Below are 26,367 nucleotides of genomic sequence, written 5' to 3' on the forward strand. Positions count from 1 at the left end.
TGGCGTCGCTGATGTTGTTTATTCGCCGTTGACGAAAGCCATGTCGGCAGTCGTCAGCTCGACATCCCGCAGCTCGCGATTGACCAGGAAGTTCTCGGTTTCCTTGACCGTCTCGGCAAGTTCGACCGCCGCATCGTAGCGGTGCCGGAAAGCCTCGATGATCTCGTTGACGATTACCTCCGGGGCGGAGGCGCCGGCGGACAGGCCTACCGTAGCGATATCGCCGATATTGTCCCAGTCGATTTCCGACGCGCGCTGGACCAGAACGGATTGTTTTGCACCCGCCCTCAACGCAACCTCGACCAGGCGCTTCGAATTGGAGGAATTCGGCGCGCCGACGATGATGAAGAGGTCGCAACCGGGTGCTGCCTGCTTCACCACTTCCTGGCGGTTGGTGGTGGCATAGCAGATCGAATCGGCTGACGGCGCGGTCAGGTTCGGAAAGCGCTCCTGCAGCCGGGCAATGACGCCGGCCGTGTCGTCCACCGACAGCGTCGTCTGCGTGACGTAGCCGAGATTGTCGGGATCGACCGGTACGTAAGCATCGACATCGGCACTCGTCTCGACCAGCGATACCGTGCCCTCGGGCAGTTGCCCCATCGTGCCGATCACTTCCGGGTGGCCGGCATGGCCGATGAGGACGACGTGGCGGCCGAGCCGGTTGTGGCGCATGGCCTGCTTGTGGACCTTGGAGACCAGCGGGCATGTGGCATCGAGATAGAAGAGGTTGCGGCTGTCGGCATCGGCCGGCACGGATTTCGGAACGCCATGGGCGGAGAAGACGACAGGCTGCTTGCGATGCTCCGGCGGGATTTCGCCGAGTTCCTCGACGAAGATCGCGCCCTTGGCCTCAAGACCTTCGACGACGTAGCGATTGTGGACGATCTCGTGGCGGACATAGACCGGCGCGCCATAGGCCTTGAGCGCCAGCACGACGATCTGGATGGCCCGGTCGACGCCAGCGCAGAAGCCGCGCGGGCCGCAGAGGCGAATGGTCAGGGCAGGTTTCGAAACGGCGATGTTCATGTCTTTTCCAAAAGCCCGGGGACAAGGGCAAACCACAGATAGGTGCGCCCTGCCCGCCCATCTAGCCTAAAGTGCCGATGAATTGAAGCAATTCTATTGCATCCGCACAGGGTTGCGCGAAACGCGCCTACTGCGCCGGCGCATCAGGATGGCGTTTGCGCAGCCAGGAAATCGCGACGATGGCGACCAGCGCTGCCGCCAGGCCGTACCAGGTGACGGCGTATTGCAGATGGTCGTTGGGCAGGTCGACAATGGTGACGCCGCCGACCGGCAGGCCGCCGGGATTGGGCGTTGCATCGGCATCGACGAAGAAGGGAAGCACCCTTGTAGCATCCAGCCCGACGCTGGAGGCCATCACGTCCAAATCCTTCCAGTAGAAGATGTTCTTGGCAATGTCGTTGTCCGGCAGCAGCGACGACGGCTTGGAGGGCAATTTGGCGCGGGCGAGGCCTGCCACGGCCTGCATGCCGAAGAGCTGGCCTTTTTCGCGGGTCTTCGGCTCCTTCTGGTCGTAGGGAACAAAGCCCCGGTTGACGAAGAGCAGGCGACCGCCATCGAGCTCGAGTGGTGTGTAGATGTAGAAGCCCGACATGCCGTTATAGGTGGCGAAGAAATGGCGCTCCTTGTCGTTGAGATAACGACCGGACGTCGTCACGCGGCGGTATTCGATATCGCCGCCGCGGACAGCCATCGCCTCGATATCGCCTAGCGGGACCGGTGCTGCAGCCTGTCGTTCGGCAATATCGGCAATCAGGCCTTCCTTCCACTTGAGACGCTGGACCTGCCATGTGCCAAGTGCAAGCAGCACGGCAAGAACCGAGAGAAGCAGCAGGACCTTGAAAACCTGCCAGGCGATATTTGCCCCCGGCTTTTGCATCGGCACGTCAGTCACGTTCGATTTGTCCTTCGCTGGCATCGTGACGGTATTGCAGCGCCACGAAGATGCCCTTGCTCCAGCGCAGCGACAAAAGCGACAGGAGAATGGTCAGAGGGCCGAACAATATCCCGTGGACCCAGATTGGCGGGCCGTAATTGACCTGCAGCCAGAGGACCAGACCGATGACGATGAAGCCGACGATGAGGATGACGAAAACAGCCGGGCCATCGCCACTGTCGGCGAAGGAGAAATCGAGGTTGCAGGCAGCGCAACGAGGCTTCAGCGCTAGGACACCATCGAATAACGCACCCTGTCCGCATCGCGGGCAGCGACCCCGGAGGCCGACCCTGATGGGATCAACCGGCGGGAAATGGGCAGTGTCGTTGACCATGATGTCATGCCTTCCAGGCGGGATACGAAAAGCCTTGCTCCCGCCCCGCAAAACTCTACTCGCCTTAGGGCGACATCCAACAGGCACCAGCGTCAAGGACGTGCCATCGCCGCCTTCGTCATCCGGCGACGGGTGCGCCCCAGCCGCCCCAGATGTAGATGGCGAAGAACAGGAACAGCCAGACCACGTCGACGAAATGCCAGTACCAGGCGGCGGCCTCGAAGCCGAAATGCTGGGTCGGCGTAAAATCGCCACGCATCGCCCTGATCAGGCAGACAGCCAAGAAGATGGTGCCGATCAGCACGTGGAAGCCATGGAAACCCGTCGCCATGAAGAATGTAGCGCCGTAGATCGAGCTTTTGAAGGCAAACGGCGCGTGGGCATATTCATAGGCCTGGACGCTGGAGAACAGTACGCCCAAGGCAACCGTAAGCGCCAGACCGGTGATCATGCCCTTGCGGTCGTTGTGCAGCAGCGCGTGATGGGCCCAGGTGACGGTCGTGCCCGACAGCAGGAGGATGATGGTGTTGTAGATCGGCAGATGCCAGGGATCGAGCACCTCGACACCCTTCGGTGGCCATTGTCCGCCGGTGAATATGACGCGCGAGGCCTGGATGGCTTCGTTCGGAAACAGGCTGACGTCGAAATAGGCCCAGAACCAGGCGACGAAGAACATCACTTCCGAAGCGATGAACATGATCATGCCGTAGCGCAGGTGCAGCGACACGACGCGGGTATGGGCGCCCTCATGGGCTTCCTTCACCGTATCTGCCCACCAGGCGTACATGACGTAGAGGATGACGACGAGGCCGATGAAGAACAGCCAGGGGCTGGCGAAATCGATGCCGAACAGCTTGAACGGGCTGTTGTTGAGATAGCGCATATAGGCCACGCCACCGAAGGTAATGACGAGCGCGCCGATCGCCGCAAGGATCGGCCAGGGGCTCGGATCGATGATGTGATAATCGTGGTTCTTCTGGTGTACGTCAGCCATATCAGCAATCCCCGAGTAACTTTTCCCTTAAGGCAGCCGGTAAACCGGATGCCCTCCTCCCTAAAGCTTCTTCACCCCGACCTTGGCCGCAGCCTCGTTCGATGCCACGGGTTTGGCGTCATCCCGCGGATAGAACGTATAGGACAGCGTCAGCGTGCCGATGTCCTTGGTTTCCGCCGCCTTGGTAATCTCCGGATCAATGTAGAAAACCACCGGCATCTCGCGCTTTTCCCCCGGCGCAAGATCCGTCTCGTTAAAGCAGAAACACTGCACCTTGTTGAAATAGGCGCCGGCCTCGATCGGCGAGACGTTGAAGATCGCCTGCGCGCGGGTCGGCTGGTCTGATTTGTTCTCGGCGACGAACTTGATCATGATCGTCTCGCCGATCTTCGGATCGACCTCGCGCTGCATCGACTTGAAGTCCCAGGGCACGCCCGAGGCGACGTTGGCATCAAATGTGACGCGGATGCGCTTGTCGAGCACTACGGTCGAAGCCTGCTCGACGCGCTGCGTCGTACCGTTGAAGCCGGTGACCTGGCAGAACATGCGATAGAGCGGCACAGCGGCATAGCTCATCGCGCCCATGCCGACCACGAAGCTCAGGCACATCAGAACGATCAGGCCGTTGTTGCGCCCGACCGATCTTGCTCTCCCTGACGTCTCCTCCTCCAAAGAGCCTCTCCCTTAATGTCCCGTGCCGATCTTGATGATCGTCATCACGTAGAAAATCACCACCAGCCCCGCAAGCACCAGTCCGAGAGCGACATTGCGCCCGCGTCTCGATTTCTTCTGGGCGGCGGTGAGCTTGACGGTTTCCATCAGAACCAGCCTCCGGTGCCCGAGGCCAGCACCGTCACCAGACGGTCGATCATCAGGGCCGAGAAGATGGCAAAGAGGTAGAAGATCGAATAGGCGAACATCCGCTTGGCCGGGACCATCTTCACATCGGTTTCCGGCATCCGCCAGACGGTGATCGAACAGTAGACGAAGATGGCGCCGAGAATGCCGGCGACGATCCCGTAGCCGATCGAGGACATGCCCATCATGGTCGGTGCCACACCGACAACGGCGGTTAGCACGGCGTAGACGACGATCTGGTTCTTGGTGGTCGGAATGCCCGAGACATTCGGCAGCATGGGCACGCCGACGGAGCCGTAATCCTTCATCTTGAACAGTGCCAGCGCCCAGAAGTGGGCCGGCGTCCAGAGGAAGATGATGAGGAACAGGACGATGCTTTCCATCGGCACGGTGCCGGTGACGCAGGCCCAGCCGATGACCGGCGGAAATGCGCCGGCAGCACCGCCAATGACGATGTTCTGCGGCGTCGAGCGCTTCAGCCACATCGTGTAGACGACGGCGTAGAAGAAGATCGTGAAGGCGAGAATGGCGGCAGGCAGCCAGCCGACGGCGAGCGCCAGAATGGTGATCGAGAAGCCGGACAGCACCAGTCCGAAGCCGAGCGCTTCCGAGCCGGTCACGCGGCCGGACGGGATAGGCCGCTTGGCGGTGCGGGTCATGATGGCGTCGATGTCTGCATCATACCACATATTGAGGGAGCCGGAGGCACCGGCTCCAACGGCGATGCAGAGGATCGAGATGACGGCAATGAACGGATTGATGTGACCGGGCGCCAGCACCAGGCCGGCCAGCGCGGTGAACACCACGAGCTGCATCACGCGCGGCTTCAGAAGCTCGAAGTAATCGCGCGCACTGGCCTGCGACAGGCCGAGGTCGCCTTCGGAAGCCAGGATCTCGTGGTTGTCGATAACGGTCATTACACAGTCCAGTTTTGTCTCGATCAAAACGCCGCCCGTCGGGCGGCGCTCCGAAAGCGATTATTTGATGCGCGGGAGCTCTTCCCACTGGTGGTAGGGCGGCGGCGACGAAAGCTGCCATTCGAGTGTGGTTGCGCCCTCGCCCCAGGGATTATCACCGGCAACGCGCTTTTTCGCAAACGTGTCGTAGACGCCGTAAAGGAAGATCAGCACGCCGACGCCGGAGATATAGGAGCCGATCGAGGACACGAAGTTCCAGCCGGCAAAGGCGTCCGGATAATCGATGTAGCGGCGCGGCATGCCGGCAAGGCCGAGGAAATGCTGCGGGAAAAACACCATGTTGACGCCGACGAACATCACCCAGAAGTGCAGGTTGCCGATCTTCTCATTGTACATGTAGCCGCACATCTTCGGCAACCAATAGTACCAGGCCGCAAAGATTGCAAACACGGCACCGAGCGACAGAACATAATGGAAGTGGGCGACGACGTAGTAGGTATCGTGGACCGGACGGTCGAAACCGGCATTGGCAAGCTGCACGCCGGTGACGCCACCGACGGTGAACAGGAAGATGAAGCCGATAGCCCAGATCATCGGCGTGCGGAACGAGATCGAGCCGCCCCACATGGTGGCGATCCAGGAGAAGATCTTCACCCCGGTCGGCACCGCGATGACCATGGTGGCAAAGACGAAGTAGCGCTGCGTATCGAGCGACAGGCCGACAGCATACATGTGATGCGCCCACACGACGAAGCCGACGGCACCGATGGCGACCATGGCATAGGCCATGCCGAGATAGCCGAAGATCGGCTTCTTCGAGAAGGTCGAGACGATGTGGCTGATCATTCCGAATCCGGGCAGGATCAGGATGTAGACTTCCGGGTGGCCGAAGAACCAGAACAGGTGCTGGAACAGCACGGGATCGCCGCCGCCTTCAGGCGCAAAGAAGGTTGTGCCGAAATTGCGGTCCGTCAGCAGCATGGTGATCGCACCGGCCAGAACCGGCAGAGACAGCAGCAGCAGGAAGGCGGTGATCAGCACGGCCCAGGCAAACAGCGGCATCTTATGCAGCGTCATGCCGGGGGCGCGCATGTTGAGGATGGTGGTGATGAAGTTGATGGCGCCGAGGATCGACGAGGCACCGGCGATGTGCAGCGCGAAGATCACCAGATCGACTGCCGGTCCGGGATGGCCGACGGTCGAAGACAAGGGCGGATAGAGCGTCCAGCCGCCGCCGGCCCCGTAGGCGCCTGCCGGACCTTCGACGAACATCGACATCAGCAGCAGGATGAAGGCAGGGACGATCAGCCAGAAGGAGATGTTGTTGAGGCGCGGGAAAGCCATGTCCGGCGCGCCAATCATGATCGGCACCATCCAGTTGGCAAAGCCGCCGATCATCGCCGGCATGACCATGAAGAAGATCATGATCAGCGCGTGCGCGGTCGTGAAGACGTTGTACATCTGCTTGCCGCCGTCAATGGCGGCATCGCCGGAGTACCCGTAGACCATGGCGGCGAGACCATTGAAGATCTGGATGCCCGGCTCCTGCAGCTCCATGCGCATCAGCACGGACAGGATACCGCCGATGACGCCGGCGATGATCGCGAAGATCAGGTAAAGCGTGCCGATGTCCTTGTGGTTGGTCGAGAACAGCCAGCGATTGGCAAAGCTCGGCTTGTGCGCGTGTTGTTCGCCATGCGCATGGGCGTCGTCGTGACCGTGAGCATCGGACAGCTTGTCGTGTGTGGCGGAACCAGCCATGTTAATCATCTCCCCCCGGATTACTGCGCGACGTTCGCGGCGACATCGACCGTCTTAGACGGCGTGTCGACCTCGGCCATAAGCGCCTTGTTGGCCTTGCCCAGGTCGCTCGAGGCGACGGTCAGCCATTGCTTGTATCTGTCCTCGGAGACGATCCGGATGGCAATCGGCATGAACGCATGGTCCTTGCCGCAGAGCTCCGAACACTGGCCGTAGAACATGCCTTCACGCTCGGCCTTGAACCAGGTCTCGTTCAGGCGGCCGGGCACGGCGTCGGTCTTGATGGCGAATGACGGCATGGAAAAGGAATGGATGACATCGGTCGGCGCCGCCGTCACCAGCACGCGGACGACCTTGTTGACCGGCAGCACGAGTTCGTTGTCAACGGCAAGCAGGCGCGGATAGATCGCCTTGTCAGTCTTGCCGGATGCGGCGCGGTCCGGATCCTTCAGCATGTAGGAGTCAAAGGCCAGCGGCGTATCGCCGGTGTTCTCGTATTCGTAGTTCCACTGCCACTGCGTCCCCGTGACCTTGACGGTGACGTCGGGATTTTTCGGGAATGTCAGCTGCGCGGTCAGAAGGTCGAAGGATGGGACGGCAAGGAACAGCAACACCAGCACCGGTCCGATGGTCCATGCGACTTCGATCAGCGTGTTGTGGCTGGTGCGCGATGGGACGGGGTTCTTGCTGGCGCGAAACTTGATCATGACGATGATGAGGAGGGCCAGCACGAACAGCGTAATCGGCACGATGAACCAGAGCGTATATTGCTCGAACCATCGCACCTGGCTCATGATCGGCGTTGCCGAGGGCTGCATCCCCATCTGCCACGGCATCGGTTGATCGGCGAAACTACGGGTCGTAAAGAGCAGACAGGCGAGCGACGCCAGAACAGCATTGGTCCTCTTCATGACGATGTATCTCCCTAAAGCGCTTGAACCCTCTCCGTTCAAACGCAGAATCCCACCATTCCTCATCTTCTTCAAACCACAGTTTCACCGTGGCAGCAACAATTCCCGAGTGTTTGCCTGTGCGGCATTTTTGCTCGGTCTAATCTTTCGGCAGGGCTAAGATGCGCGAACTATTGTGTAACTTTACGAAAAATCACCGAGCGGCAGTGCAGGAGCCTTGGACAAAAGCGCCTGCAGGTCCTATTTCCGCCGCAGTGAAAATGGAATCCAGCGTCCAGGGCTTTCATTTGACGGGTGCACCCGCAAGAATGGCCGCAATGATTCGAAACTAGGGGTTTCCATGGGTTTTCGTTCCCTCGCGCGGCTTGGGTTGCTGGCGGCAGGCATCGCCGCTTCGGCTTCACTGCCCGCATTCGCCCAGCAGCCGCAGACCGCCACGCCGACACCGGCGCCGGCGCAGGTGCCTGTACAACAAGTGCCTGTGCCGCAGGGCGGACAGCAGCCGCCCGGCACCGTCCAGTCGATGCACGGCGCATGGTCTGTGATCTGCGACAAGCCTGCCGGCGCCCAGACCAACCAGTGCGCGCTGATGCAGAATGTGATCGCCGAGGACCGGCCGGAGGTCGGGCTTTCCGTCGTGGTGCTGAAAACGGCCGACCGCAAGGCGAAGATCCTGCGCGTGCTGGCGCCGCTCGGCGTTCTGCTCAATCCTTTCCAGCCGACCGATGGTGGCCTCGGGCTGATCGTCGATGGAAAAGACCTCGGCAAGACGCAATTCGTGCGCTGTTTTGCCGATGGCTGCTATGCGGAAGTCGCTTTGGACGATAATCTTTTGAAAATGCTGCGCTCCGGATCAACTGCGGTCTTTTCCGTACGCGAGGCTGCGGATAAGGATAAGATCGGTATCCCCGTCGATCTCAAGGGATTTGGCGAAGGCTACGATGTCCTGCCGTGATGTCTCCGGCGTGATCGCCGGGACTTAACGGTTCATGGCGTCCCGTTCTGCGGGGCGCGCGACCTTCTTGGAAGAGGCTTCAATGCGGTTTGGTTTACTTGCCGGCTTTTGGGTACCCCGCACTGTCGCCGCGGCGCTTCTTGCATGGGCGGTCGCCAGCGTACCCGCCACGGCGCAGACGACGCCCGCCCCGCAACCGGCAGCGCCTGCCCCCGCCCCTGAAGCACAGCCGGCACCGGCTCCCGCACCCGCCACGCCTCCACCCGCTTCCAGCCAGGCGAAGACCACCTTCGGCGCCTGGACGGAAGTCTGCGGCACTGCGGACAACAGCCCCGACAAGAAATGCGTGCTGATGCAGAGCGTCGTGTCGCAGGAGCGGCCGGAGATGCAGATTTCGGTTGCCGTGTCCAAGGCGCCCGGCGGCAAGACCGGACTGCTCAGGGTACAGGCGCCACTGAGCGTGCTGCTGCCGAACGGTCTCGGCCTGTACATCGATGGCGCCGACATCGGCAACGCCTATTTCGCCCGCTGCTTCTCGGATGGCTGCTACGCCGAAGTCGTGCTCGAGGAGCAATTGCTCGGCACCCTGCGCAAAGGCACGACCGCGACCTTCACCGTCTTCCAGACGCAGGAAGAAGGCATCGGCATTCCCGTCGACCTGAAAGGCTTTGCCGAAGGTTATACGGCCCTTCCCTGATCGCCGGGCTTGCTCTGCCTGCGCGCCGGACCTACATCGGCATGAACGGAGTACCAATTTCATGAACACCGATCTGCTTACCCTGTTCGACACCGACGAAACCAAGCTGCGCAGCATCGTCGCCGATGCGCTCAACGGCGCCGACGATGGCGAACTCTTCGTCGAACACGTCCAGTCGGAATCGCTGACATTCGACAACGGACGGATGAAGGGCGGCAGCTTCAACACCGAACAGGGCTTTGGCCTGCGCAGCGTCGCCGGCGAGGCGGTCGGCTATGCCCATGCCGGCGATCTCTCGGAAGCGGCACTCAAGCGCGCGGCCGATGCCGTCGGCGCCGTGACGCGCGGTTATGCCGGCTCCTACGCCGCCGCCCCGCAGCGCACCAACACTCGGCTCTACAGCGACGAAAACCCGATCGGCAGCCCGAGCTTCGAGGACAAGGCCAAGCTCCTGCAGCAGATCGACAGCTATCTGCGCGACAAGGACGGCAAGGTCCGCCAGGTCACTGCATCGGTCGCTGCCTCCTGGCAGGTCGTCGACATCCTGCGCGCCGACGGCCACCGCGTCCGCGATATCCGGCCGATGACACGCATCAATATTTCAGTGATGGTCGGCGATGGCGACCGGCAGGAATCCGGCTCTTACGGCACCGGCGGCCGAGTCGGCTTTGGCGATTTCATCACCGGAGACAGCTGGCACTACGGAGCCGACGAGGCGCTGCGCCAGGCGCTGGTCAACCTCGACGCGCTGGAAGCGCCGGCTGGTACGATGGACGTCGTGCTGGGCAACGGCTGGCCGGGCGTCATGCTGCACGAGGCCGTCGGACATGGGCTCGAAGGCGATTTCAACCGCAAGAAGACCTCCGCCTTTGCCGGGCTGATGGGTGAAATGGTCGCCGCGCCGGGAGTGACCGTGGTCGACGACGGCACCATCGAAAACCGCCGCGGCTCGATCACCATCGACGACGAAGGCACGCCGTCGGCCTACAACGTGCTGATCGAGAACGGCAAGCTGGTCAACTACATGCAGGACCGCCAGAACGCCCGGCTGATGGGCATGCAGCCAACCGGCAACGGCCGCCGGCAGGGTTATGCCCACGTGCCGATGCCGCGCATGACCAACACATTCATGCTGTCCGGCGACAAGACACCGGCCGAAATCATCGCGTCGGTCAAGAAGGGCATCTACGCAGTTTCCTTCGGCGGCGGCCAGGTTGACATCACTTCCGGCAAGTTCGTCTTCGGCTGCACCGAAGCCTACATGATCGAAAACGGCAAGATTGGCGCGCCGATCAAGGGCGCCATGCTGATCGGCAACGGCCCGGATGCGATGAAGCGCGTCTCGATGATCGGCAACGACACCAGCCTCGACACCGGCATCGGCAATTGCGGCAAAGGCGGTCAATGGGTCCCCGTCGGCGTCGGCCAGCCGCATCTGCGGATGGATCAGGTGACTGTGGGTGGGACGAAGGCTTAAGGCTCGGAAATCGATGCGGTCGGCCATATCGGATGTGGTCCAGCCGTGATGGCTTTCAGCGGATATCGGGCGTGAACCGCCACTTCCGCTCGACAGCGGCTGCGATGTCGAGATCGTGGGCCTTTGCAAACAGCAGGATGTGGCCCAGCACGTCGGCGGCTTCATCTTCCATGGCCTCTGCAAGCTGCTCGTCCGATAGGCCTTTTCGACGGCCCCTGCCGGTCTTGTGGTTGAAGGCCTGCGTCAGTTCTCCGACCTCTTCCTGCAGCTTAAGCAAGAACCACTCAGCGTCGCGGATGATGCCGTTCTGCTCGGCATAAGACCGGGACGCTTCTTCGAATTTCGCAGATAGATCGCCAAGCATTTCGTTCTCCATACGTTCTGATGGAGAGATGCATGATTCACCCGTCGGCGTCTATCCCGACGGGTGTAAAGGAAAAGAGGCGTATCCGGCTTCAGCCCGGCATCGCCATGCATTTGAAATCATGTTTCTTCAGCGCGCTGCAGGCATTGTCTGCGGCAGCCCGGCTTTCGAAGCCGACGAAGCGGGCGCGATAGACTTTCTTCGAGCCCTTGCCGGCTTCCTCCGTATAGGCAAAGGCGTTGAGCAGCGGGCCGCCGGTCTTCGCCTGTGCTGTCGCCAGCAGATCCTTGGCCGCCTTGGCAGAAGGCGTGGCGGCGATCTGCACCTGCCAGGCACCACCAGACGAGCCGGTCGATGCCGTCATCTCAGCCGACGGCGCATCGTCTTCAGCCTCGGCCCTGTTGACTATTTCCTGCATCGCTTGCGGCCGTTCGATCGGCACGGCAAGACCGGTCGCCGTGGCGACCGTGCGGGTGATGACGGTGGTACGGCGCGGCGCCAGGGGAGCCGGCACATCGATGTCAGGCGATGCGGATGCGACTTCGACTTCACGGGGAGCAGCCCGGCCACCGATACTTGCGACCAGACGGCTGCCGCCGCCGGACGATGCCTGGCTCATGTATCGATTAAGCAATCCGGCCATCTTGTCGTCGCGGGCACGCGCCGTGGGGCCGCCGAGGACGACGCCGATGAGGCGGCGATTGCCGTCGCGAACCGTGCTGACGATGTTGAAGCCGGAGGCATTGGTGTAGCCGGTCTTGATGCCGTCCATGCCTTTGTAGCGGTACATCAGGTTGTTGTGGCCACGGATCGGCCGGCCGCGATAGACAAAGCCGGTCTGCGAAAACAGGCGATACTCGGTCGGATAGTCGTTGATCAGCGCGACGGCGAGCGTCGACATGTCGCGGGCGGTGGTGATCTGGCGAGGATCGGGGAGACCCGATGGATTGACGAAGGTGGTCCGGCTCATGCCGAGCTGGCGGGCCTTGGCCGTCATCATCCGGCCGAAGTTGCTTTCGCTGCCGCCGAGCGCTTCTGCCATGACGGTGGCTGCGTCGTTGGCCGACTTGATGATCATGCCATTGACGGCTTCGCGGACGGTGACGGTGCTGCCGGGGCGCAGGCCGAGCTTGGTGGGGCTTTTGCCGGCGGCGTTGCTCGACACCTTGAGTTCGGAGTTCCAGCCGAGCTTGCCGCGATGCAGCGCCTCGAAGGCCAGATAGAGGGTCATCATCTTGGTAAGCGATGCCGGATGGTTCAGTTCGTCGGCACTCTGCGACGCCAGGACCTTGCCGTTCTTCGCATCCATTATGAAGTAGGCACTGCCGGCATAGGCGGCAATAGACGAGTTCGCCAGCACGACAGCTGCCGAGAGAGCCACCCAGATTTTCTTCATACCTGTCCCCAACCGAAACAAATGCCAGCTCGCCGCGACGGCCGGCTGTGCAATTATGCGACAAAAGCGTGATTTTGGCGCGATATCGAGGCAATAATCGCGCTTGACCGCCAATTTTACGTGTCACGGTAAAGGGCAGGTTAATATCGACGAATTTAAGCATAATTTAGCAAGGGTTAAGTGGCATCGGCCTATTCTGGACGCGGCCGAGCCCGGCCATGACCCCAGACCCGGACCGACATCATGGCAAACCTCATCAGCCCAGAGCTCCGACGCCGGCTCAAGCGGACGGCTGTCGGCGCAGGGCTGGATGCGGCGTTGCTGTTGAAATCGCTCGGGGCAATGAAAGCGGCCGCCGGTGTCGGCGCGATCTTCACCCTTCACCATGTGCGACCTTACAGTCCCCTCCCCTTCTCGCCGAACCGGCACCTCGAAGTCACGCCGCAGTTTCTCGACCGGGCGATCCGCGAACTGAAGGCGGAGGGGCGGATCTTCGTGGCCCTCGACGAACTGCCGCAACGCATAGCCGCTGGCGGGGCCACCCGCTTTGCCGCATTCACGCTGGACGATGGCAACCGCAACAATGTCGAGCATGCGTTGCCCGTGTTCGAGCGGCACAGCGTGCCGGTGACGATCTTCGTTGCCAAGGGGCTTTCCGAGCGAACCCACAGCATGTGGTGGGAGACGCTTTCCGTTCTCCTCAGGGAGCGCCACACCCTCGCCTTCGATTTCGGCAGGGGTTTGGAACGGCTTGATCTCGGCGACCTCGAGCAAAAGCAACTGGCATTTGAGCGGTTTGCAGCTTTCGTGCACGGGACGGACGAGATGGAGGCGGTATCGGCCATCGACTGGCTGGCAGAGGATGAAGGCATCCAGCCGCTGGAGATCGTGCGCGCGCTGATCATGGATTTTGGCGAGCTTCAGGCACTGGCACGCCACCCCCTGGTGTCTCTCGGCGCCCATACGGTCAGCCATCGGGCGCTCGCAAGGCTCAGCCCCGCGGAAGTCGCCTTCGACATCCGCGAATCGGCAGACTATGTGGCGGCCATCACCGGCCGACGCCCGACCACCGTTGCCTATCCCTACGGTACGGCCAGCGCGGTATCCGCACGCGAGGGACAGATCGCGGCGAGCCTTGGTTTCACCGTCGGCGTGACGACGCGACCGGGCACCGTGCCTTCCACGGCAGCAGCGCCGATGACGCTGCTGCCGCGTATTTCACTGAACGGATATTACCAGAAGCCCCGTTACGTCGAGGCCCTGGCTTCCGGCATTCCCATGCGGATGGTCGGAAAGGGATGACCGGTCAGGGATACATGCGTACCTTATCCCAGGCCGCATCCTCGGCCGTTCGGCGGAACTCAATGCGGTCGTGAAGCCGGAACTTGCCGTCCTTCCAGAACTCGATCGACTGCGGGCGGATGCGGAAGCCGGACCAGTTTTCGGGACGCGGGATTTCGCCGATGGCGTAGCGCGCCGTATATTCCGCGACAGCCTTTTCCAGCGCGAACCGGCTTTCCAGCGGCCGTGACTGTTTCGACGCCCAGGCGCCGATGCGGCTGCCGCGCGGCCGGGATTTGAAATACTCGTCGGCCTCTTCGTTGGTCACCACTTCGACGCGACCGCGCAACCGCACCTGGCGTCGCAGCGATTTCCAGTGAAAGCACATGGCCGCTTTTTTCGCCGAAAGCAGTTCTTGGCCTTTCTGACTTTCGAAATTTGTATAGAATACGAATCCTTGGTGATCGAAACCCTTCAGGAGGACCATGCGGACGTTTGGCAAACCATCTTCATCCACCGTTGCCAGCGCAACTGCATTCGGATCATTCAACTCAGAGGCGTGCGCCTCTTCCAACCAGCTCGAAAACAGCACAAAAGGCTCGTTTTGCAGGGTGAAGTCACTGCTTGTTAACTCGTTTTCCGACATATTGGTTAAGCGCTCCGGATTTTAATCAAAGTGTCCAGGTTTGTCTGGCCCAGCAACATACGGGTGAAAGTCATAACAAGATCGACAGTCTATACAAAGGGCCTGCTTTCAAAGCGCGGCATCATCGCTGCCATGGGCATCGCTCTTCTGTCGCTTTCCGGCTGCACCACCGGCGGAATGGATCTTTTCAGTTCCGCCAAGGTGGACAAGTCGGTGACCACAGGTGCCGTCTCGAAGACGCCACCCGCCTCCGATACCGTGTCCGACGAAGTCACCGTGCGCAACGCCGTGACATCGGCGGATCTCAGCAAGCTCAAGGGCCAGCCTCTGGCCTGGGCCAATGCCTCGACCGGCAGCGCCGGCGTGATCGATACGATTGTCGAAAACAATGCGACCGGCCAGGTTTGCCGGCAGTTCCGGACCACCCGTCACGCCTATGACGGGATCGCCAATTTCTACGGCAAGACATGCCTTGTCGGCGACAACGAGTGGCAGGTCCTGGCTTTCCAGCCACAGGGCTAACAATACCGGGTCTAGCCGCGCATCGGCCCGGCCGAGCCCATTGCGGACTATGGCTCGGCAACCGCCTATCCCTTGATAAAACTAGCCACGCTTAAGCTGGGCGATCGACAGCAACGTGTCGGCGCTCACGCCGAAGGATCCGGAGGGCTGCAGGATGGAGAGCGCCGACGACGATCCGGTGTTGTTATTCTTCAGGTCGTATTCCACCGAGAAGCGCTGCAGCAGCTTGTTCAGCTTCTTCGTGTCGTGCAGGTCGTCGATATTGATGAATTTCTTCAGGAGCTTTGCCTGCGCGTCGACATCCATCGACGAAATGGCACTGGGCAGGCTGTAGGTGGTGGTGATCACTGAATACAGCGCGCTGTCGGCCATGATGTCGTAAACGGAATTGATGGCAGGCGCCTGGCGCTGGAAATAGAGCGCAAGCCGGATGCCGTCGTTGGTTTCGCCCTCCTGCTTTTCCAGGGTCTGGTGAAGGTAGAGGTCGTTCGTCGAATCCAGGGCGCCCTTGTTTTGCGCCGAGCCGAGCTTGGTGTCCACGAGCTTGCCGTCGATGCCGAAGTTGAACGCGTCGACGATGGGCTTCAATTGCGCTCCCGCCGCAGTGTTGATGAAGCTGTTGGCCTTGGCGGGATCCGAGGTGAATGCCTTTTTCAGCGTGTCGGCGGTGATCTTCTTCGGATCGAGGCCGTTGGCCGTCAGCACGAAGTTCGTCAGCTTGCTGTCCTTCAGGAAGTCGGACAGGTTGGTGACATCGGCCATCTTGGTCGCAAAATAGGTGGCGTCGGTCTTGATCTGGGCGACCGCCTTGGTGAGAGCGGGGCCGGTCAGTCCGCGTTTGCTGTCCTTGGAATATTCCGAGATGTAGGCGTTGATCTGCGTGGTCGAGAGAGCCGTGACCGGCAGCTTCAGTTTGCCCTCGCTGTCGAAATTGAACGCTTTTGCCAGATTGACGAAACGGTCGTCCTTCAGGGTGTTGACGTAGCTTTTCGGATCATAGGGATCGCTCTCCATGATCTTCTTCATCTGGCCCTTGGAGATCTCAGTCTCGCCGATACCGTAGGAGCGCAACGCCATCTGGTAGAGTTCGGGGAGATTGTCGTTTGCCTTGCTCTTGTCGGCGGTGGCGTTGCTCGCAAAGAACTGGTCGATGGTCTTCACGGCCGCGATGCGGGTCTTGTAGTTGGCCACGGCATCGACGGTGGTGGCCGCCTGTTCCGCCTTGTAGTTGGTGGTGTAGGATTTTGTCGCGGCTGCGAGCTGGGTGGCGGTCTGGGCCTGCGTGCCCGATGCGACGGTGCCGTCGGACTGGAAATTGAACTGCGCGACCACGTCGGAAAAACCGATCAGCTTGGCATAGACCGGGTCTTCCACAGCGTTCTCGAAGTCATAGCGCAGCGTATTTTCATTCGCCTGCCCGTCGAGCCCCTCCAGATTGTAGGCGATCTTGACGTAGTCGAAGAGCCGCTTGTTGTGTGTCAGCTCCTCGACAGACGTCACCGAACCGATGTTTGCCTTGTAGTATGCGGCATCGTCGGCCGCAGCGGCGCCGGTAACGAAGGTAGGCACCGTGTCGTTATAGGCGTCCATGACTGCCGAGCGCTGACCGAGGGTCTGGACCTGGCTCTTATACTGGGCAACATAGTTTGCGGATGTCGTGCTGATCTGGGCGGCGGTCTGGATCACGGCGCCATCGGCCACCTTTCCATCCGCCTGGAAGTTGAATTGCGCCAGTGTCGAGGTCAGGCCGTATCGTTCCGCCGTGGCAGCGTCGGCCACCGAAGCGGCGAACTGCACATCCGTGACTTTCAAGGGGACGCCGAAGGCTGCCTTGGCATAATCGAAAAGCCGACGGTCGGAGACGAAATCGGTCGCCGACTTCACCGCACCGATGTTGGCCTCGTAATAGGCCTTGTCCGCGTCGGCTGTCGTGGTGGAGATGGTGCCGTCGGCATTGAAATTGAACTGCGCCGTGATCGCCTTGCCGGCCGCGCTGCCGCTGACGTTGACGAAGCTTGCGGGATCGCTGAGGTCGCTCGTCAGCATCGACTTCAGGAAGCTGTTCGAGACGTTCGTCGGATCGATGCCGTAGCCCTTCAGCACGTAATCCCTGAGGCGGGTGTTTTTCAGCAAGTCGTCGACTGTTTTGACGGAGCCGATATTGGCGTCGTAATAGTCCGTCTCGGTCTTCGCCGCGGCCTCTTCCGTGGCAAAGGACTGCTGGTAGAGGCCGATCGATGCGTCGGTCGTCTTGGTGGCGGCTGCCCCGAACATCTTCGTCGAGGTCGCAGCCGTCTGCGCCGTTGGCGTGCCCGATGCACCGAAGTTGAAGGCGGCGGCAATCTGCTTGTATTTCGGATCGTTCAGGCGGTTGGCAAAGCTGGTGGCATCGCTGAGGTCGCTGGAAAAGACCTTCTTCATGAAGCCCTTGGCATAGGTGAAGTCTTCCAGGCCATAGGCTTTCATGGCGTAGCTGTAGAGCTGGTAGTCGCCCATGAGATCGTCGAGCGTCTTCACATTGCCGATATGGGCATTGTAATAGTCGATATCGCGCTTGGTCGTCGTCTGCGAGGACACTCGCGACAACGTCGACGTCATATTACGGGTATCGAGCGTAAAGCTCTGGTAGGTCGATGTCATGATCGCGTGGCCCCACAGCTTGCGTCAGATCGAATAGGATTTTCTATTGTAGCAGCGTAAGCTTACCCGAGACTTTACGGCGGCGTTTCTTTTATAACTGAGCTGTGGCGTTGCCTGGGGCCTGTGGCGGAAGAAGCCGGGCCGTCTCTATGGCGTCGGCGAGCGCATGGATATCGTCGCTCGAGGAGCGATCCGCGACGAGCGGGGGCACGATGGCGCGAATGTTTTCAAACAGGGATTGCGCGCCGTGTCCAAGCACGATGCCTTCCCTGAGATCCACGGCACGGGCGGCTACGATCAGCTCTATCGCGGTCAGATAGCGCCACTTCGCCACCAGTTGCCTCGTCTTGTCGATGACCGACATCGACATCGAGGCATAGTCTTCGACGCGGTCAGCCACCGGCGTCACCACGAACGGCATCGGCATGGCGAGATGGCCGATCTCCGCCGTCAGCGCGGCGATGGTCTTTTGCAGCGCGCCAAAGCCGTTGGCGCCAGGTTGCGCCGGGGCGAGAAAGCGCGGCAGGTCCGAGAAACCGGGCGACAGCAGCTTCATCATCCGCTCCGCCGCCATCGCCGCCAGACGCGCAAGTGCGAGGCCCAGCGTATCGAAGGCGAGAACCATGTGGGTCGGATCGAAATTGCCGGTCGGCAGCACGATATCCTCATCGGCGATGACCGACGGATTATCGTCGCTGGAGCGAAGTTCGAGTTCGGTGGCGGCAAATGCGGACCGGAAGGCATGCAGCGCCGTGCCCGAGACGGCAGGGGCGCAGCGCAGGCTGAGGGGGTCCTGCAACCGCCTCGCGCCGTTGCCGGCCACGAGATCGCCGCCCTCGAGCAGCGCCCGGATCGCAGCGCCCACCTCGCCCTGGCAGGGGCCCGGTCGCAGACGGTCGGAAAGGGGATGGAGCGGATCGATGCTGGCCCGGAACCCCTCGAACAATAGCGCCACCGCGCCGATGTGGGCATCGAAGACGTAGCCGATGTCTTCGAGCAGCAGGCAGGCGAGCCCAACAGATGCAGCATTCGAGGAAATCAGCGACAGGCCGTCCTTGATGCCGAAGACGGGCAGGTCCAGGCCGGCCGACGCAAAGGCCTCGGCGCCCGACTGAAGCTTGTCCTCTCCGGAGAGGACGACACCCTCCCCCGTCATCGTCAAGGCGATATGGGCGAGCGGTGCAAGATCCGCCTCGCCGATGGAGCCGGTCATCGGCACGCGGGGATGGATGCCCCGATTGAGCATTTCGGCGAGCGTCAGGGCGACAGGAGACGAGACGCCGGAATAGCCGAGGCAGAAGCGGGCAAGCCGGCTCGCCATCATCGCCCGGACTTCCGCGACCTCTGCGAACCGGCCGACGCCGACTGCACGGGGGCGCGCTATGGCCGACTGGCCGGAGCCTTCCGCCGGATCGATGCGCGTATCGACGGCGGCGCCAAGGCCGGTGCTGACACCGTAAATGGCTTCGCCTTGCGCGGCGTGGCGCACGAGGCAGGCATAGGCGGCATCGATGCCGGAGATGGCGATGCTGTCGACCGAGACTGTGGCCTGCCGACGGGCGATGGCGCAGACGGCCTCGACACTGCCGCCGCTGCGGTCGAAGATCACGCCTACCCGGCCTTTGCCAACTTTCATGTCCTCTGGATCCTCAGGCAAAGCGCAGCCGCTGGCCGATGCCAAGCCGCCGGGCCTTGTCGACCATGGCAGCCCCGAGTGCAATGTCAGTGGTCGAAAGGCCGCGATGCCAGAACAGGATGGTTTCGTCGTCGCTTTCCCGGCCGGGCTTTGCGCCGCAGACGATCTGGCCGATTTCGGCATGCAGGTTTTCCGCCGTCACCTTGCCCTCGTCGACATGGCGGCGCAACGCGCCATAGGGGCGACCGGGACCGCACTGGCCCCAGTCGTCGACGACGACCTTGTCCATGATGTCGGTGAGATCGAACTCCAGCGCGCTCATCGTGCCGTAGGGTACGACGAAGGCGCCCTTCTTGACCCAGGAGGTTTTGAACAACGGCGTCGGTTCCGGCAGGCGGCTTGCCTCGATCATGATGTCGGCACCGTCAAGGCAGTCTTCCCAGGTTTCGGTGACGACGATCTTCTTGCCGAGATCCTGCTCGAGACGCGCAGCAAAGGCATCGCGGCTTTCCGGACGGCGGGAATGGATGCGGATTTCGTCGAAATCGAAGATGTGGTCCAGCAGACGGACGTTCCAGTAGGATGTCCCGCGGGCGCCGATGTGGCCGAGGATCTTGCTGTCCTTGCGGGCCAGATGCCGCGCACCGATAGCGGTCACGGCGCCGGTGCGCATGTCGGTGATGGCGGTGGCATCGACGATGGCCTTGGGCACGCCGGTCTGCGGATCGAAGAGATTGAGCACCGCCATCTCCGAGGGAAGGCCAACCTTGTAGTTGTCGACGAAATCCCCGACCACCTTGACGCCGGCATAGCCGAGCGCCTTCACGTAGCCGCGGAGCACATTGAAGTGCCCCTTGTCCGAACTTTCCGGCACGAGATGGACGCGTGGTTCGATGACTGTTTCGCCGCGCCCCTGCGCGTCCAGGGCTTTTGAGACGGCACCGAGGATATCGTCGTTGGTGAGCGCCAGCGCCTTGACGTCCATGGCGTTGAGATAGTCGATCCAGATTTCCTGCATAAGCCGTCCTGCTTGTGAATTGGCCGGTCGTTGGCAAGCGAGGCGCCAAATGCGTCAAATCGGCAAATCCCGCCCGCATCCTTAACAGTCCGGTCTGTTATTACCCCAATTTTTAGTGAATGAATAACCATCGCCGGAGATCGCAGGCCACTGGGCGCCCACTGTAACACCTGATTAGCAACTGTCCCGCAGGATCACAATATATATGCCACGGATTCCGCTTCGGCGGGACCGACCGAGGCGTCAGTGAAGTGGAAACGGCATGTTTGACATGGCGTACCAGCAAAAAAGCGGCGATCGAACACATGCGTGATCCTTACAAGACTTTGGGCGTCAGACAGGACGCCGACGTGGACGAGATCAAGGCAGCCTGGCGGTCCATGGCCAAGGCCATCCATCCGGATCACAACCGCGACGACCCGACGGCGACGGCCCGGTTCGCCGAAGTCGGCCGCGCCTACGAGACCTTGAAGGATCCGAAGAAACGCAGCCGCTACGATCAGGTGATCAATATGTCGTCCGCAGCCAAGGGCAACGGTCCGACCATCATGCAGCAGCGCCAGGCGGCGCGCGAAGCCGAAGAACGCGCCAAGGTGGCGCGTGCCAAAGCCGAACGGCTGATGGAAGAACTGGAGCGGGCCAACGCCCAGAAGGCCCAGAAAGCAGCGGCGGCGGCGGCCGCAGCCTCTGCCGCCCCCTCGCCCTCCGCCTCGCCTTCTGCGGCACCCGATGGCACCGCTGCCCCGGAAACAGCCGAGGACATGGTCGAACGTATTTTCGGCGCCCGCGCCGCAGCCCAGACGGAAAAGCCGGCAACGGCACAGAAGGCGGCGGATGCTCCCGAGTCGGAGGCTGCCGAGCCTGCAGCCCCCGAGGTCGAGCCGGCGGTTGCGACAAGCACCCTTGCCGCCATCATCGCCCTCCCGCCTTTCGGCATGCTGACATCGCTCGTCCGGCGCATCACCGGTGCTGCTCCCCCCATTCAGGAAAAAGCCCCCGAGATTGCCGCCGAAGCCCGCATCACGCTCGACGACATCATCAAGGCGCAGTGGATCACCGTACCGCTTGCCGACGGCAAGGAAGTGCGGTTCCAAGCGGTTGCCGGCATGAGCGACGGCCAGGTCGTCCACCTCAAGGGGCAAGGGCTGAAGCTGCAAGGCATGCTGCGGGGCGACGTGGCGGTTACCGTGCATCTGGAACCGCACGAGCGGTTCAGCGTCAAGGGCTTCGATCTGCACACCACCCTGCCGGTGACCATCGAAAATGCAGTGCTCGGATGGGAAACCTCGATCGAGGGACCGCGCGGCAGGCTCGCCGTCAGCGTGCCCCCATGGTCCGGCTCAGACCACACCATCCGCATTCCGGGCGAAGGCCTTGCCAATGACGAGGGCGGCAAAGGCGATCTGGTGGTCGAATTGCGGCTGATGCTTTGGGAAAAACCCGATCACAAGATGACGGATTTGATGCGCAGCATGAAGGATGGATTGTTTCTGTAGCATTTCGGTAGCGCGAGCACCCTTTATTACGTTCCCTAACAGTTGATGATGCTAGCCTAGCTTGAACCCTCGAACCGCCTATGCCATAGGCAGGGTCGATTGAAGTTCAAGGGAGCAGACTATGGCTCAAGCAACAGGCCTGATGGCAGGCAAACGCGGCGTCATCTTTGGCGTGGCAAATAACCGCTCTATCGCATGGGGAATTGCCAAGGCAATCCATGCGCAGGGCGGCGAGGTTGCTTTAACCTATCAGGGCGATGCGCTGAAGAAGCGTGTCGAGCCGCTGGCAGCCGAAATCGGCGGTCATCTGGCTGGCCATTGCGATGTTTCCGACGAAGCCACCATCGACGCCGTGTTCGACAATGTCGAGAAGCTCTGGGGCAAGATCGATTTCGTGGTGCACGCTATCGGCTTTTCCGACAAGGACGAACTGACCGGCCGCTACGTCGATACGTCTGCCGACAACTTTGCCAAGACCATGCAGATTTCGGTGTTCTCGTTCACCTCGATTGCCCGTCGCGCTGAAAAGCTGATGACCGATGGCGGCGCCATGCTGACCCTCACCTATTACGGTGCCGAGAAGGTCATGCCGAACTACAACGTCATGGGCGTTGCCAAGGCCGCACTCGAAGCCAGCGTAAAGTACCTGGCCGTCGATCTCGGACCGAAGAACATCCGCGTCAACGCCGTTTCGGCCGGACCGATCAAGACGCTGGCCGCGTCAGGCATTGGCGACTTCCGCTATATCCTCAAGTGGAACGAGTATAACGCACCGCTGCGTCGCACCGTGACCATCGAGGAAGTCGGCGACGTCGGTCTCTACCTGCTTTCCGACCTGTCGCGTTCCGTCACCGGCGAAATCCATCATGCCGACAGCGGATATCATGTCGTCGGCATGAAGGCCGTCGATGCGCCGGATATTTCCGTCATCAAGGACTGATTTCAGACAGGAATGCATTTTTGACGCTTTACGTCATCCGCCACGGCCAGACGGACTGGAACGCCGAGCGCCGGCTTCAGGGCCAGCGCGACATCGATCTCAACGATATTGGCCGCGAGCAGGCCCGCGTCAACGGTTTGACGCTGGCTGCCCTGCTCGGTGATGAAGCGTTGAATTTCGACTACGTTGCAAGCCCGCTTGCCCGGACGAGGGCGACGATGGAGATCGCCCGTGCGGCAATGGGGCTCCCGCCCGAGGACTATCGCACGGACGAGCGGCTGGTCGAGGTGTCGTTCGGCGCCTGGGAAGGCTCCACCCTCAAGGAACTGAAAATCACCCAGCCCGAGCGACTTGTCGAGCGCAACACCGGCAAGTGGGACTTCATCCCGCCGGGCGAAAATGCCGAGAGCTACGAGATCCTGTCATGGCGGGTCGGCTCGTGGCTGCAATCGGTCGACAAACCGACCGTCTGCGTCGCCCATGGCGGCGTCATCCGCTCGCTGTTCCGCCTCGTCGCCGAGATACCCAAGGAAGAAGCGGCCGAGGGCGAGATCCCCCAGGACAAGATCCTGAGGATCGAACTGCAGGACAGGACCATCGGCTGGATCGACTGATCCTGCCGCCTGTCGCTAGACGATATCCAGATCGTTGATAACGCGCCTGCCGTCGACTTCGGTATAGAAGACGATGACCTTGAGCCCGACCTCTAGCCCGTTGAAGTCGAAACTGGGCGGGGCCTGGTAGGTCTTGCCGTCGTCCAGCGTCAGGCTCCGATTCTTCAGATCGACCTTCCGGATGACCGCCTCGACGTCGGCGCTTTCGGCAAAGCCTGCAACCGGCGCAAGAAAGCTGGCTGTGGCCAATAATGTGGCAACAAAGAATCGCATTTTACCAACCTCTTCCAAATTCGGTCGTTCTGATGTTGACCAATAGCCTTCCGAATATGGCTGAAGTTGCTCGTAACAAAGGCTTTTACCGCCTTAATGATGAATCATCTTTAAGCGTTTCATTAAGTTCGGATTAACCAGGGACAGGCTTTGTCGACAAAGGTCAAACGGCGGCGGGTAAGCCCATTTCGCGATCGGTCCCGGTCATGGCACTTCAAACTATGATTGCAGCGCTCGGCTTGCCGCCATGATGGCATCGCCGCGGAGCGTGGCGCGCCCGTCCGCAAGTGTTCGCAATTGTGTTTCTCCAACAGTTCTCCGGCAAAGAAAGCCTTTTGCCTCGGCCTGATTTTGTCCTAAGAGTGTGCCGCAATTCGAAGATCAAGCCGCGCCCGTCGCACTGACAGGCAGGCCCAAAGGCAAGCCGGTCGTTCCCCATGTCGCATAATACGTTTGGTCATCTGTTCCGCGTTACCACCTGGGGCGAAAGCCACGGCCCCTCGCTCGGCTGCGTGGTCGACGGCTGCCCTCCTGGGCTGCGGTTCACGCTGGCCGAACTGCAGGTCTGGATGGACAAGCGCAAGCCCGGCCAGTCGCGGTTCGTGACCCAGCGGCGCGAGGACGACATCGTCAAGGTGCTCTCCGGCGTGATGCTGGACGATGACGGTGTGACCATGACGACCACGGGCACGCCGATCTCGATGCTGATCGAGAACACCGACCAGCGCTCCAAGGATTATGGCGAGATCGCCAACCAGTATCGTCCCGGCCATGCCGACTATACCTACGACCTGAAATACGGCATCCGCGACTATCGCGGCGGCGGTCGCTCTTCTGCCCGCGAGACGGCAGCCAGGGTTGCGGCCGGCGGCATTGCCCGGCTTGTGGTGCCCGGCGTCACCGTTCGCGCAGCCTTGGTGCAGATCGGCAAGCACAAGATCAACCGGGACAACTGGGACTGGGCACAGGTCGACCAGAATCCGTTCTTTGCGCCCGACGCCGAGATAGTGCCCGTCTGGGAAGATTATCTCGACGCCATCCGCAAGGCCGGCTCGTCTATCGGCGCTGTCGTCGAGGTCATCGCCGAAGGCGTTCCGGCCGGCCTAGGCGCACCGATCTACGGCAAGCTCGACCAGGATGTCGCCTCGCTGCTGATGTCGATCAACGCCGTCAAGGGCGTCGAGATCGGCAATGGCTTTGCCGCGGCTGAACTGAGCGGCGAGGAGAACGCCGACGAGATGCGCATGGGCAACGACGGTAAGCGGATCTTCCTGTCCAACCACGCCGGCGGCGTACTTGGCGGCATTTCGACAGGCGAGCCGCTGATTGCCCGCTTCGCCATCAAGCCGACCTCGTCGATCCTCACCGAACGCCAGACAATCGACAAGGACGGACGCAATGTCGACCTGCGCACCAAGGGCCGCCATGACCCTTGCGTCGGTATCCGCGCAGTGCCGATCGGCGAGGCGATGGTTGCCTGTGCAATCGCCGATCATTATCTGAGAGACCGAGGCCAGACCGGCCGGCTGACATAAGGACGTTTCCATGCCCTACGACCAGAAGCGCGTCGTCGATGCCATCAGAGCTTTCGAAGCCGGCGAGATCGTCGTCGTCATGGATGACGACGACCGCGAGAACGAAGGCGACCTGATCGTCGCGGCCGTCCACTGCACGCCAGAAAAGATGGCCTTCATCGTCCGACACACCTCCGGTATCGTCTGCACGCCGATGCCGCGCGAGGAAGCCAAGCGGCTGAACCTCAATGCCATGGTGGCGGAAAACGACTCCGCCCACACCACCGCCTTCACGGTGTCAGTCGATTTCAAGCACGGCACGACGACGGGGATCTCCGCCGATGACCGCAACCTGACGGTCCGCAACCTCGCAAACCCCAATGTCGGCCCCGGAGATTTCGTCCGCCCCGGCCACATCTTCCCGCTGATCGCCCGCGAAGGCGGCGTGCTGATGCGCTCCGGCCATACGGAAGCTGCCGTCGATCTCTGCCGGCTGGCGAACTTGCCCCCCATCGGCGTCATCAGCGAACTCGTCAACGACGACGGCACCGTGATGCGTGGCCCACAGGTGTCGACCTTTGCCGAAACCCATGGCTTCAAGTCGATCTCGGTCGCCGACCTCATCGCTTATCGCCAGCGCAAGGAAACGCTTATCGAACTCGGCTCGAGCTTCGATATCGAGACCGCCTTCGGCAAGGCCCGCGCCCACACCTATTCGCTGCCATGGGATACCATGCAGCATCTCGCCGTCGTCTTCGGTGATATCCGGGACGGCGTCGATGTGCCCGTGCGCCTGCACCCGGAAAACGTCGCCAGCGACGTCTTCGGCAAGGGCCGCCCGGTCGAGCACTATATGAAGAAGATCGCTGACGAGGGCCGCGGCATCATCGTCTACCTACGCGAAGGCTCCGTCGGCGTCGGTCACCACGACAATGGCCGCAAGACACGGCAAGATCGCGAGGCCCATGCCGAAGCCCAGACCCGCGACAGCGAATGGCTGGAAATCGGACTGGGCGCGCAGATCCTGAAAGATCTTGGCGTCACCTCGATCAAGCTGCTGACGACGCGCTCGCGCCACTATGTCGGGCTCGAAGGTTTCGGCATCAAGATCGCGCAAACCGAGATCTGCTGAGGCCACTCGACAACACTGCGGCGCGCTTCTG

At 61.4% G+C, this 26,367-nt stretch carries 26 protein-coding genes; 10 read left to right on the forward strand and 16 right to left on the reverse strand.

Annotation, left to right across the window (positions count from 1 at the left end; translation table 11 throughout):
- Positions 1–18 precede the first annotated feature (18 nt).
- The 9 genes from ispH to coxB all read right to left on the reverse strand — a co-directional run bounded on the left by ispH (position 19) and on the right by coxB (position 7,735).
- Complete coding sequence (gene ispH, locus J5278_RS15085; protein WP_209183022.1) at positions 19–1,026, reverse strand: 4-hydroxy-3-methylbut-2-enyl diphosphate reductase; 1,008 nt, start codon at positions 1,024–1,026, stop codon at positions 19–21.
- 127 nt (positions 1,027–1,153) lie between these two features.
- Complete coding sequence (locus J5278_RS15090; RefSeq protein WP_247749039.1) at positions 1,154–1,903, reverse strand: SURF1 family protein; 750 nt, start codon at positions 1,901–1,903, stop codon at positions 1,154–1,156.
- A 7-nt stretch (positions 1,904–1,910) separates the two neighbouring features.
- Positions 1,911–2,294, reverse strand: a complete 384-nt coding sequence (locus J5278_RS15095; protein ID WP_142824209.1) for a DUF983 domain-containing protein — start codon at positions 2,292–2,294, stop codon at positions 1,911–1,913.
- Between the two features lie 118 nt (positions 2,295–2,412).
- Entirely contained in the window at positions 2,413–3,288 is an 876-nt protein-coding gene (locus tag J5278_RS15100; protein ID WP_142824208.1) for a cytochrome c oxidase subunit 3, read from the reverse strand.
- A gap of 60 nt (positions 3,289–3,348) precedes the next feature.
- Positions 3,349–3,897 carry a cytochrome c oxidase assembly protein gene (locus J5278_RS15105; protein ID WP_244615291.1) on the reverse strand — a complete coding sequence of 183 codons (549 nt, stop codon included), beginning with the start codon at positions 3,895–3,897 and terminating at the stop codon, positions 3,349–3,351.
- Positions 3,898–3,972: 75 nt separating this feature from the next.
- Positions 3,973–4,107, reverse strand: a complete 135-nt coding sequence (locus J5278_RS30965) for a hypothetical protein (protein ID WP_142824206.1) — start codon at positions 4,105–4,107, stop codon at positions 3,973–3,975.
- Positions 4,107–5,063, reverse strand: coding sequence for a heme o synthase (locus J5278_RS15110; protein WP_142824205.1), 957 nt, complete (start codon positions 5,061–5,063; stop codon positions 4,107–4,109). Before J5278_RS15110 ends, J5278_RS30965 begins: the two co-directional genes overlap by 1 nt.
- A gap of 60 nt (positions 5,064–5,123) precedes the next feature.
- The gene (ctaD, locus tag J5278_RS15115; protein WP_142824204.1) at positions 5,124–6,824 is read right to left on the reverse strand and encodes a cytochrome c oxidase subunit I; all 1,701 of its coding nucleotides are present in this window, start codon (positions 6,822–6,824) and stop codon (positions 5,124–5,126) included.
- A 20-nt stretch (positions 6,825–6,844) separates the two neighbouring features.
- Entirely contained in the window at positions 6,845–7,735 is an 891-nt protein-coding gene (gene coxB, locus J5278_RS15120) for a cytochrome c oxidase subunit II (RefSeq protein ID WP_142824203.1), read from the reverse strand.
- 340 nt (positions 7,736–8,075) lie between these two features.
- On the opposite strand from coxB, the gene J5278_RS15125 reads away from it, so the two are divergent.
- The 3 genes from J5278_RS15125 (at position 8,076) to tldD (ending at position 10,864) form a co-directional block, all read left to right on the forward strand.
- Positions 8,076–8,690, forward strand: coding sequence for an invasion associated locus B family protein (locus J5278_RS15125; protein WP_142824202.1), 615 nt, complete (start codon positions 8,076–8,078; stop codon positions 8,688–8,690).
- A gap of 82 nt (positions 8,691–8,772) precedes the next feature.
- Positions 8,773–9,387, forward strand: coding sequence for an invasion associated locus B family protein (locus J5278_RS15130; RefSeq protein ID WP_209187346.1), 615 nt, complete (start codon positions 8,773–8,775; stop codon positions 9,385–9,387).
- Positions 9,388–9,448: 61 nt separating this feature from the next.
- Entirely contained in the window at positions 9,449–10,864 is a 1,416-nt protein-coding gene (gene tldD, locus J5278_RS15135) for a metalloprotease TldD (RefSeq protein WP_209183014.1), read from the forward strand.
- A 55-nt stretch (positions 10,865–10,919) separates the two neighbouring features.
- Here the strand turns inward: tldD and J5278_RS15140 are convergent, their stop codons facing one another.
- Together J5278_RS15140 and J5278_RS15145 are read right to left on the reverse strand one after the other, a co-directional pair.
- Complete coding sequence (locus J5278_RS15140; protein ID WP_209183013.1) at positions 10,920–11,228, reverse strand: MazG nucleotide pyrophosphohydrolase domain-containing protein; 309 nt, start codon at positions 11,226–11,228, stop codon at positions 10,920–10,922.
- A 91-nt stretch (positions 11,229–11,319) separates the two neighbouring features.
- Entirely contained in the window at positions 11,320–12,624 is a 1,305-nt protein-coding gene (locus tag J5278_RS15145; protein WP_209183012.1) for a D-alanyl-D-alanine carboxypeptidase, read from the reverse strand.
- A gap of 255 nt (positions 12,625–12,879) precedes the next feature.
- On the opposite strand from J5278_RS15145, the gene J5278_RS15150 reads away from it, so the two are divergent.
- Positions 12,880–13,926 carry a polysaccharide deacetylase family protein gene (locus tag J5278_RS15150; RefSeq protein ID WP_219258338.1) on the forward strand — a complete coding sequence of 349 codons (1,047 nt, stop codon included), beginning with the start codon at positions 12,880–12,882 and terminating at the stop codon, positions 13,924–13,926.
- A 4-nt stretch (positions 13,927–13,930) separates the two neighbouring features.
- Here the strand turns inward: J5278_RS15150 and pdxH are convergent, their stop codons facing one another.
- Positions 13,931–14,551, reverse strand: a complete 621-nt coding sequence (pdxH, locus tag J5278_RS15155) for a pyridoxamine 5'-phosphate oxidase (RefSeq protein WP_209183011.1) — start codon at positions 14,549–14,551, stop codon at positions 13,931–13,933.
- Positions 14,552–14,614: 63 nt separating this feature from the next.
- On the opposite strand from pdxH, the gene J5278_RS15160 reads away from it, so the two are divergent.
- Positions 14,615–15,073, forward strand: coding sequence for an RT0821/Lpp0805 family surface protein (locus J5278_RS15160; protein WP_142824196.1), 459 nt, complete (start codon positions 14,615–14,617; stop codon positions 15,071–15,073).
- Positions 15,074–15,154: 81 nt separating this feature from the next.
- Here J5278_RS15160 and J5278_RS15165 read toward each other — a convergent pair whose 3' ends face one another.
- From J5278_RS15165 to J5278_RS15175, 3 genes are all read right to left on the reverse strand, one after another.
- Positions 15,155–17,713 carry a DUF1217 domain-containing protein gene (locus tag J5278_RS15165; protein ID WP_209183010.1) on the reverse strand — a complete coding sequence of 853 codons (2,559 nt, stop codon included), beginning with the start codon at positions 17,711–17,713 and terminating at the stop codon, positions 15,155–15,157.
- 91 nt (positions 17,714–17,804) lie between these two features.
- Entirely contained in the window at positions 17,805–19,349 is a 1,545-nt protein-coding gene (hutH, locus tag J5278_RS15170; protein WP_209183009.1) for a histidine ammonia-lyase, read from the reverse strand.
- Positions 19,350–19,362: 13 nt separating this feature from the next.
- Positions 19,363–20,367 carry an ornithine cyclodeaminase family protein gene (locus J5278_RS15175; protein ID WP_209183008.1) on the reverse strand — a complete coding sequence of 335 codons (1,005 nt, stop codon included), beginning with the start codon at positions 20,365–20,367 and terminating at the stop codon, positions 19,363–19,365.
- Between the two features lie 305 nt (positions 20,368–20,672).
- Between J5278_RS15175 and J5278_RS15180 the strand changes: the two genes are divergently transcribed.
- The 3 genes from J5278_RS15180 (at position 20,673) to J5278_RS15190 (ending at position 23,417) form a co-directional block, all read left to right on the forward strand.
- A complete protein-coding gene (locus J5278_RS15180) occupies positions 20,673–21,863 on the forward strand; it encodes a DnaJ C-terminal domain-containing protein (protein WP_209183007.1) in 1,191 nt (396 codons plus the stop codon).
- Positions 21,864–21,984: 121 nt separating this feature from the next.
- Positions 21,985–22,803, forward strand: a complete 819-nt coding sequence (fabI, locus tag J5278_RS15185) for an enoyl-ACP reductase FabI (protein WP_209183006.1) — start codon at positions 21,985–21,987, stop codon at positions 22,801–22,803.
- Positions 22,804–22,823: 20 nt separating this feature from the next.
- Entirely contained in the window at positions 22,824–23,417 is a 594-nt protein-coding gene (locus J5278_RS15190) for a histidine phosphatase family protein (protein ID WP_209183005.1), read from the forward strand.
- Positions 23,418–23,432: 15 nt separating this feature from the next.
- Here the strand turns inward: J5278_RS15190 and J5278_RS15195 are convergent, their stop codons facing one another.
- Positions 23,433–23,690, reverse strand: coding sequence for a DUF1344 domain-containing protein (locus J5278_RS15195; RefSeq protein WP_209183004.1), 258 nt, complete (start codon positions 23,688–23,690; stop codon positions 23,433–23,435).
- A 437-nt stretch (positions 23,691–24,127) separates the two neighbouring features.
- On the opposite strand from J5278_RS15195, the gene aroC reads away from it, so the two are divergent.
- Together aroC and ribB are read left to right on the forward strand one after the other, a co-directional pair.
- Positions 24,128–25,225 carry a chorismate synthase gene (gene aroC / locus J5278_RS15200; RefSeq protein WP_209183003.1) on the forward strand — a complete coding sequence of 366 codons (1,098 nt, stop codon included), beginning with the start codon at positions 24,128–24,130 and terminating at the stop codon, positions 25,223–25,225.
- A gap of 10 nt (positions 25,226–25,235) precedes the next feature.
- The gene (ribB, locus tag J5278_RS15205; RefSeq protein WP_209183002.1) at positions 25,236–26,336 is read left to right on the forward strand and encodes a 3,4-dihydroxy-2-butanone-4-phosphate synthase; all 1,101 of its coding nucleotides are present in this window, start codon (positions 25,236–25,238) and stop codon (positions 26,334–26,336) included.
- Positions 26,337–26,367: the final 31 nt, after the last annotated feature.

The organism is Rhizobium sp. B21/90 (assembly GCF_019355815.1).
GTDB lineage: Bacteria > Pseudomonadota > Alphaproteobacteria > Rhizobiales > Rhizobiaceae > Rhizobium > Rhizobium rhododendri.